At 67.6% G+C, this 7,965-nt stretch carries 4 protein-coding genes and 4 pseudogenes; 4 read left to right on the top strand and 4 right to left on the bottom strand.

What is annotated here, in order from left to right:
• Positions 1 to 7 precede the first annotated feature (7 nt).
• Positions 8 to 1,120, bottom strand: a complete 1,113-nt coding sequence (locus ABZ656_RS54475) for an IS110 family transposase (protein WP_360279688.1) — start codon at positions 1,118 to 1,120, stop codon at positions 8 to 10.
• 386 nt (positions 1,121 to 1,506) lie between these two features.
• On the opposite strand from ABZ656_RS54475, the pseudogene ABZ656_RS54470 reads away from it, so the two are divergent.
• The 4 genes and pseudogenes from ABZ656_RS54470 to ABZ656_RS54455 form a co-directional block, all read left to right on the top strand.
• A pseudogene (locus ABZ656_RS54470) lies at positions 1,507 to 1,921 on the top strand (allantoin permease); the annotation flags it as partial.
• A 149-nt stretch (positions 1,922 to 2,070) separates the two neighbouring features.
• Positions 2,071 to 2,330 (top strand): annotated as a pseudogene (locus ABZ656_RS54465) (glycosyl transferase family 2); the annotation flags it as partial.
• 78 nt (positions 2,331 to 2,408) lie between these two features.
• On the top strand, positions 2,409 to 4,469 hold the full coding sequence (locus ABZ656_RS54460; RefSeq protein ID WP_360279685.1) for a serine/threonine-protein kinase: 2,061 nt from the start codon (positions 2,409 to 2,411) through the stop codon (positions 4,467 to 4,469).
• An 888-nt stretch (positions 4,470 to 5,357) separates the two neighbouring features.
• The gene (locus tag ABZ656_RS54455) at positions 5,358 to 6,233 is read left to right on the top strand and encodes a hypothetical protein (protein WP_360279682.1); all 876 of its coding nucleotides are present in this window, start codon (positions 5,358 to 5,360) and stop codon (positions 6,231 to 6,233) included.
• Here the strand turns inward: ABZ656_RS54455 and ABZ656_RS54450 are convergent.
• The 3 genes and pseudogenes from ABZ656_RS54450 to ABZ656_RS54440 all read right to left on the bottom strand — a co-directional run.
• Positions 6,181 to 6,600, bottom strand: a complete 420-nt coding sequence (locus ABZ656_RS54450) for a hypothetical protein (protein ID WP_360279679.1) — start codon at positions 6,598 to 6,600, stop codon at positions 6,181 to 6,183. The two genes, ABZ656_RS54455 and ABZ656_RS54450, sit on opposite strands and share 53 nt — an antisense overlap.
• Positions 6,601 to 6,631: 31 nt before the next feature.
• A pseudogene (locus tag ABZ656_RS54445) lies at positions 6,632 to 7,270 on the bottom strand (carbohydrate ABC transporter permease); the annotation flags it as partial.
• Between the two features lie 487 nt (positions 7,271 to 7,757).
• Positions 7,758 to 7,853: pseudogene (locus ABZ656_RS54440) on the bottom strand (DUF6243 family protein); the annotation flags it as partial.
• Positions 7,854 to 7,965 lie beyond the last annotated feature (112 nt).

Raw genomic sequence — 7,965 nt, 5'->3', positions numbered from 1 at the left:
ACAGCCCCTATGAGCGGGGTCCTGGCTGTAGCTGTTTGACCAGGTGGAAGACCTCCCGGGCCGCATAGCGCTTGAGGCAACGGACGATTTCACGTCGGGTCTTGCCCTCCTTGATCCGGCGCTCGTAGTAGTCCTGGGTGCGCGGGTCGACCCGCAGGCGGGTGAACACGATGCGATGCAGCGCGGCATTTGCCTGCCGGTCACCGCCGCGGTTGAGGCGACGGTAGTTTCGCCGTCCCGAGGAACGCTCGACAGGGCTGACTCCGCACAGCGCGGCGAACGACGCCTCACTGTCCAGCCGCTCCGGGTTGTCCCCCACCGTGATCAGCAGAGCGACCGCCGTGTCCGGACCGATCCCGACCACGTCGAGCAGCTGCGGGGCGTGCCGTTCCACGAGCCGGGTCAGACGAGTCTCCACTTCCCGGATCTCCTCGGAGAGCCGACCGATCCGGTGAGCCAGCAGGCCCAGCGTGATCCGGGTGGCCTGCACCATCGACTCCGCGCCGACCTCCTCGCGACCACGCGCATCCGTGAACTGTGCGCAGGTACGGAAGAGTTCGGCATTGCCCAGTCCGGCCAGTTCCTCCCGCAAGACGGGATCGGCAGTGACGAGGACGGCCTTGAGCTGGTTGATGGCCTGCGTGCGGGCTTTGACGGCCGACACCTTCGTGAGTTTGAACATTCTCGCGATCTGCACCGGCCCGTCGCCTGATTTGGCCCGGGCACGGGCCCGCCCGCTCAACACGGCTCGCGCCGCGTTCTGGGCATCGAGCGGATCCGACTTGCCACGCCGACGACGATCCGCACGGTCCATCCGATTGACGTCGAACACGTCTATGCCCTGGGCCAGCAGATAGCGGGACAACGACGCTCCGTAAGAGCCGGTCCCCTCCACCCCGGCCCGCCTCACGGTTCCCCACTTCCTGGCCCGCTTCAGCAGATCGCGGTATCCGGCCGCGGTGGCCGGGAACTCATCGGTGGCAAGGACCGCCCCCGACACGGAGAGCACCGCAGCCACGTGAATATCCCGGTGCGTATCCACTCCCAGCACCACCTCCCCCGCGGAGCGGCGACGGGTTCGCGAAGCCGACGACGAACTGGGCACGGTCGAACTGGACATGCCCACTCCGTTCCTCCCTTCCGGTGCGATGACGTGTCGCGTTGCCGGTACCGGGCCGCGTCAGAGGGTCAGAATCGTGAGGACGCCACAACAATCGGCAGGCCCCTATCGGGACACAACCCGCCGGCCCGGCACCGACAACGCACCATCCCCGGCCAACGGCCGACACCGTGTGATCGAGACACTTCGGTCAGAGAAATCATGAGTCAGACCCCGGACCCGGGACAGCACCCACCCATCCTCCCGCCCCCATCTCGCTACCGCTCAGGAACCGCAGGACATGCTCAATCCCCTTCACGCAACACCCCCAACCTGATCCCGGCCGAACGCAACAGCACACGAAGGCGAGCGGCGCGATCAGGGGTCGCCAGCGGCAAGAGCGGCGCATGAACAAGTACGTGCTCGAGATCTCCCCGCTCCAGCCGGAGTTCCGCCGCGGCATGCTCCACGCCGTCCACCCGGTCGACGTGGACTCCTCGGGCCTGTCCATCGCCATGTACGTCCACGCCCTCGGCGACGCCCTCCAGCCGTACCTCCTGTCGCCGCCGACGTCATCGCCTTTGTACTCACCCCGCTGATGGCGATCGCCACCAAGGGCCGCTACTACCTCCGCCACACCGACAACGGCATCGACGAGCCGCTCCGCGACACGGACGGGAACCCCAGCGCCGTCACCCTGGGCTGCAACGTCTGCCGCCAGCCGTACGAGCGCCCCAACCTGACCGCCTGCGCCACCCACGACGCCGTCGTCTGCTCCCTATGCTGAGCACGGACAAGGTCGGCGACCACGTACTGTCGGCCACGGCGGTCTCCGGGGCCGAACGTCCTACGTCCCCAGCACCGGCCCGTCATGGCTGCCCGCACCTTTCCCATGATTCCTGCACGGCTTCACCCACGACAGGCCACACTGTTCCGCACGGAAGAAAGCGGGAGAACGTGGACGGAACAACATGGCCCTGGTAGCCGGCGTCCGGAGCGGGAACGCGGTGGCGGCGTGGGCGGGCGGTGCCGCGTGGGCGGTGATGGCGGGGACGTACGTGCCGATGCTCCGCTACTACCGTCAGCCGCTGTGGCTCGCTCCGCTGCTGCCGTTCACCGTGTTCCTCTATCTCCTGATGACGGTGGACTCGGTGGTGCGGCACCACCGGGGCGGTGCGCGGCGCGGAAGGGCCGGACGTACGCCCGCCCGGAGGCGGCGCCGAACCGGTGAACGGCCCGGCTTCCGTTCGGCGCCCGGGCGATACGCTGGAGGGCCGGACAACCAGCCTCCCGGGTAGGAGACTTACCCTTGCCGCAGCTCGCCTTCGTGCACACCTTCTGGACCGACTACGAGCAGCTGGACAAGCCCGTCCGGGCCGGGGTTCGCAAGGCGATGGCCAAGTTCCAGTCGCTGACGGTGGCCGAGCTGTACACGGACAAGGGGCTGGGGTTGTCCGTCGCGCGCATGGCCCGTGATCCGCGGATGAGGACGATACGCATCACGGCCTTTTGGAGGGGCGTGCTCCTCGCGCCCGACGACGGAAGTGAGACCTTTCTCCTCCTCAAGGTGCTGCCGCACGACGAGGCCCTGCAGTGGGCTTCCACCCGGCTCTTCTCCGTGAACTCCGCGATGGGAAGCCTGGAGGTGCGGGACGTCGAGGCCATGGAGCGGCTGATCACTTCGCGGCCCGCCTCCCACGCTCCGACGACTCTCTTCGCTCGGTTCTCCGCCGCCGACCTCACAGAGCTGGGCATCGACGGCCAGACCCTGGAGGCCATCCGCACCATTACGGACAGGGCGCAGTTCGACGCCTTCCAGCCGCTGCTTCCCGAGGACCAGGGCGAAGTGCTCCACTACCTCGCCGAGGGGTTCGATCCCGCGGAGGTCTTCCGAAACGTCGTCGCTCCCCGGCGGCCGGCGGACGCGAACTCGCCAGCTTCGGCGAGCCTCTCGGATGCCATCGCCCACACGAGCGACCGGATCACCCTTTTCTCGGAAGCCGGGGAACTGGAGGAGATCGCTGGCAAGCCGCTGGTCGCGCCACGAACGGGAGAGCTGATTAGCCACTCCGGACGGGGCGAGCGCAAGGACTACCGGTGTGAACGGCTGCCCCTCGCCGACGGCGGCCAGGCAGACGTCTTCAAGGCGGTGCACAAGCCCAGCGGCAAGGTCGTCATCCTCAAGAAGCTGAAGGACAAGTACCCGCCCGGACGCCAAGTTGCCCGCATGAAGCGAGAGATCGAATGCGGGCGCAGCCTGATCGGGAACCCGTACGCCATGCCGGTCCTGGACTTCGATCCCAAGCACACCTGGTTCGTCATGCCGTACGCGGAGGCCACCGCCGAGAGCTGCCGGGAGGAATTCTCCGATGATGCGGCCCTGCGGGAGCTGCTGGAATCCCTCTGCTCGGTCCTCGCGGTGGCACACCGTGAGGGATGGATCCACCGGGACATCAAGCCAGCCAACGTCCTGCGCCTGAACGGCCGCTGGGTCCTGGCGGACTGGGGGATCGTGCGGCGGCCCCTGGGCCAGACGACCGATCCGCAGCGCACCCGCGTGGGGGTCTTCCTCGGCTCCGAGGGTTTCGCAGCCCCTGAGCACTACAGCGACGCCCACCGCGTGGGCCCCACCGCCGACATCTACAGCCTGGGGCAGCTCATCGGATGGGCCGTCACGGGCGAGATGCCCCTCGTGAACGTCCCGTTGCTCCCCAAGTCGGGCCCTTGGCGTGCGATCGTCCGGGAGGCGACCCAGAGGGACCCGGAGCGACGCCCGGCCACGGTGTCCGCCTTCCTCGATTTCGTCACGCTAGAGCTGGACGGGCCGGCGGAGCCCGTTGCGCTGCGCGGCGAGCACCTCCAGCGGGAACTGTTCGACGGGTCGACGGGTGCGGGGTCGGACCTCCTGACGCTGGCCGCTACGCATCCCGACGACGCGGCTCTCTACTTCGACGTGCTAATCAAGGTTCCCGTTGCCTCGGTCATGGCGGATCTGCTGGCCGACGCCGCTCGTGCGGTCGAGGTCGTGTCCGCGATGGCGACACTTTTCGGTTCGGACGTCTCCCACGGTTCCGAGGAACTCGGCGCCACCGTCAGGTGGCTGGCCGGTATCGCCGAGGCGGCGGCCCGGGCGAGGGAGCTTGATCTCCTGGAAGCGTGCTGCGGTGGCGCGTTCGAATGGATCCCCCTCCTGGACGACCAGAGCAGCCAGGCCGAGGGCTTCTCCTGGTGGACGACCCTGAGCGGGGACGCCGCCAGCTCAGTGGCGGCGATGCTGCGACAGCATCCGGAGTGCGTGACGTACTTCGGCCATCTGGCGCACGACCTCCGCGTCGATCACCGGATTCGCGCGGCCATCGCCCAGCAGTAGACCGGTCCGGCGGCAGTCGGCACGGTGCAGCGCCTCAGTGATCAAGGAAGCCTCCGCCACGGCCACGGCCCGCTCGTCGTTGATGAGCCGGAACCAGCGCTTCATCCGGAATCCGGCGGCACCCAGGACCTCCCGGCGGGTCTCGTAGTAGTGGCGGACGAGCGTGAGCGGCGGCATCGGAGTCGTCATGCCTGGTGGAACGTCACCCTCGCGATTCTGTGACAGCCGCCGCTCCGGCTCCTCGCTGGGCCGCCCCTGAACACCAGATGCCGACGGCGCCTGAGCGAAGTGAAGCGCCAGCAGCTCACGGAGGCCGAGCTAATGGTGATGGCGAAGATCGCCGCCCGCACGGATACCAAGCTTCGCCCGCACAATGGCAGCTCATCGCCTCCTTCAGCAAACGCCCCACCGCGCACCGGTCGGCGTCGCACGCCGTCGCCGCGTAGACACGGTCCACGTCAGCCTCCGCTCGTTCGAGCGAATTGTTTCGAACCACCCGTTACTGACAAACGGAACTGACAACCTGCCGCCGTGGTACGTCAACCTCGAGTCGAAGGCGGGCCATTGAAACGGCAGGTCAATGAGCGGCAGCTCTCGGTATTGCAGTGGGTGGGAGCCGCGTGCCCTGCCGACGTCTGGAAGACCAGCTCCTACAAGACCACCTGCCAGGCACTGCACAACCGGGGCCTGGTCACGATCTCCCGGAAGGGCGGGCAGTGGAACGTCGCCCTGACAAGCGCCGGCCAGCACTATCTGACGCACGGCACGTACCCTCCCCACGCTACGCGCCCACAGAAGACGCAGGCCGCCACACCACAACCCCCGTCCAGCCGCGCGCAGGAAACTCCGGCCTCCGTGCGAAAACCAAGCCCTCCCCCACAGCCCCGCGTGACGTTCACTGATCAGCTGCTGCAAGAACTCGCGGAAGCAGGCGGCCGGTTCGTCAAGAGCGGAAGCGGTCCGGACTCCGAGAAGTGGCCGTCCCGGATCGCCGCGGCACGCAGATCCGGAAGGATCCCGGAGACGAAAGAGCTGTACGGGGGTTGGTGCCGTGGCGGGTACGAGATCAAGCTCGTCGACATCCCCGCCTGGCGCCTTGCCGTCCTCGAACCCGTCACCGTGCCCTCGCGGCTCGTGCGGCCGCACCCCGTGATCCGGGCCATGCAGAACGAACGTCAGCCGCTGGGCCTGACCAAGCCCGTCCAAGGACGTGCTCTCCGGCTCATCCAGGCCCTGATCTCCGCCGCCGAGAACGAAGGACACTCCAGTTCGGCAGGACAGACTGGCTTCGCACCCCCATCACATCGCCGCCGCAGGGCAAATCCCCACTTCACCATCACCGCACAGGGCCAGACCGTGGGGTTCCTCGTCCTCCAGGAGCAGGACCGGACCGAGCACGTCGCCACCGACAAGGAACTCGCGGACGCCAAGAAGGACTCCTGGGTCAGGATCCCCCGCTTCGACTACACCCCGTCCGAGCGTCTCCGCTTCGTCCTCAGCGGCGGCCAACCGCACCGGGCGAGCGAATGGGCCGACACTCCCGGACGCTCCCTCGAAGAGCAGCTCGCCGAGATCGCACAGGAAGTCACCCTCCGCGGCGAAGCCGCAGAACGCAGACGTCTCGACGAGATCGAAGCGGCACGCCAGAAGTGCATTCGCTGGGAAGCTGCCATGGAAGAGGCCCGCGTCCAGTACGCGGAGGCATACCGCGTCAGGCACCTCGAAGCAGGCCGTGGGCGGCTGCCGTCTTGGCCAGGACGTTGAGCCGGTCGGCGTACCGGCGCACCCCGTCGGCCGAGACCAGGGCGTCACGCGTGAATCCGGGGAGCGCTTCGGGGGTGGAGGCGATGGCGATGAGCGCGCCGACCTCGGCCATCTCCTCGAAGAACCAGCCGGGGTCCTCCGCGTCGGGCAGGCGGGCGTGGGTGGAGGACACCGTGAGGCCGGCGGCGTCGATGTCGGCCTTCAGGGAGCGCGCCTCGGCGAGGCGTGCGGCACGGTTCAGGTCGCCGCGGCCCAGGCGGAAGGGCTCTACCGCGCTCACCCCGAGGTCGGCGATCCTGGCGAGCGTGGCGGGGCGGTCCGACAGGACGTCCATCAACGTGTAGAGCTGCAAGCCGATGGCCAGCATTCCATGATCCAATCTGACGGGGGTCACTGGGTCACTTCACCGCGCCGACGGTGAATCCGGTGATGAGGAAGCGCTGGAGCAGCAGGAATCCGGCGACTACCGGGACGGAGACGACCAGCGAGGCGGCCATGACCTGGTTCCAGTAGACGTTCGCCTCAGTGGAATAAGCCTGCAGGCCCACGGCCAGCGTGCGGGTCTGCTCGGTGGTGAGGACCGAGGCGAAGAGCACTTCACCCCAGGCCGTCATGAAGGCGTAGATGCACACGGCGACGATTCCCGGCGTCGCGGCGGGCACGATGATCTGCAACAGGGTGCGCAGCGGGCTGGCACCGTCCACCTTCGCCGCCTCGTCGAGGTCGCGCGGCACCGTGTCGAAGTATCCGACCAGCATCCACACCGCGAACGGCAGCGAGAAGGTCAGGTACGTGACGATGAGACCGGTACGGGTGCCCACCAGGTCGGTGCCGAGGTTCTGGTCGGCGTAGACGAACAGCAGGTACAGCGGCAGCAGGAAGAGGATTCCGGGGAACATCTGGGTGGCGAGGACCGCTGACTTGAAGCTTCCGCTGCCGGGGAACCTCCAGCGGCTCAACGCGTAGGAGGCGAAGATCGCCACCAGCACCGACAGCACCGTGGCGAACACGGCCACGATCAGCGAGTTGACGAAGTACTGCTAGTCGAGTCGACGAGTGGAGTGAGTTGGGCGCGAGCGTGAATACAGACGTCGCTCGCGCACTGGCCACCGCCGAGTCCAAGAGGCTCCCCTACCGACTGCTACACGTCGCCGCCCGTCTCACCCGCGCCGGCCGAAGCCTGCGCTTGCGAATATTCGGAGACCTGGCCATGGCGACAAGAACCGGCCACGGCTTATCACCGCCTCGCCGCATTGCCCGTCCCGGCAGCTAACCAGCAAATCCCTGGCTGCCCACGACCCGACAGTCCCTGGAGAACCCGGCCACCGCGTCGGGACTCCGCCATGCCCGAGCAGAGAAATCGCCCCGTCCGCGCGACAGCTGTCGACAACGATGTCTCATCAGCCCGACCAAAACAGCGAGGTCAACGCCTCGAAATGACCGTGGCTCGACCACGACCAGCCCAGCGACGGATTCCGGGGGGTGGCGAACTCGGGCGAACTCAACCCTGTCCGGAACAGGGGTATTGCGGTACGGACCGTTGTTCTGCCGTTCGGCGCGGGACAGCTTCTTGCGCTGGCCGCCGCCCATGCCCACGGGGTTGTTGATGTTCTTGCTCACGGGTTCTCCCGGAATGATGTGAAGTGATCTACGGATTCATCGGTGGGGGACGGGCGCGGCGACGTCGAAGGACGTCAAGGGCCCATCACGCTCTCACTCGTAAATCGGCGTC

The sequence above is a fragment of the Streptomyces sp. NPDC007095 genome, assembly GCF_040634475.1.
In the GTDB taxonomy this organism is placed as follows: Bacteria; Actinomycetota; Actinomycetes; order Streptomycetales; family Streptomycetaceae; genus Streptomyces.
Note: the sequence above shows the minus strand (reverse complement) of the source record. Positions and strands in the feature narration are given on the sequence as shown.

Coding starts and splice junctions, on each gene's coding strand:
- ABZ656_RS54475 (WP_360279688.1), bottom strand. CDS start 1,120: ATGTCCAGTTCGACCGTGCCCAGTTCGTCGTCGGCTTCGCGAACCCGT.
- ABZ656_RS54450 (WP_360279679.1), bottom strand. CDS start 6,600: ATGCTGGCCATCGGCTTGCAGCTCTACACGTTGATGGACGTCCTGTCG.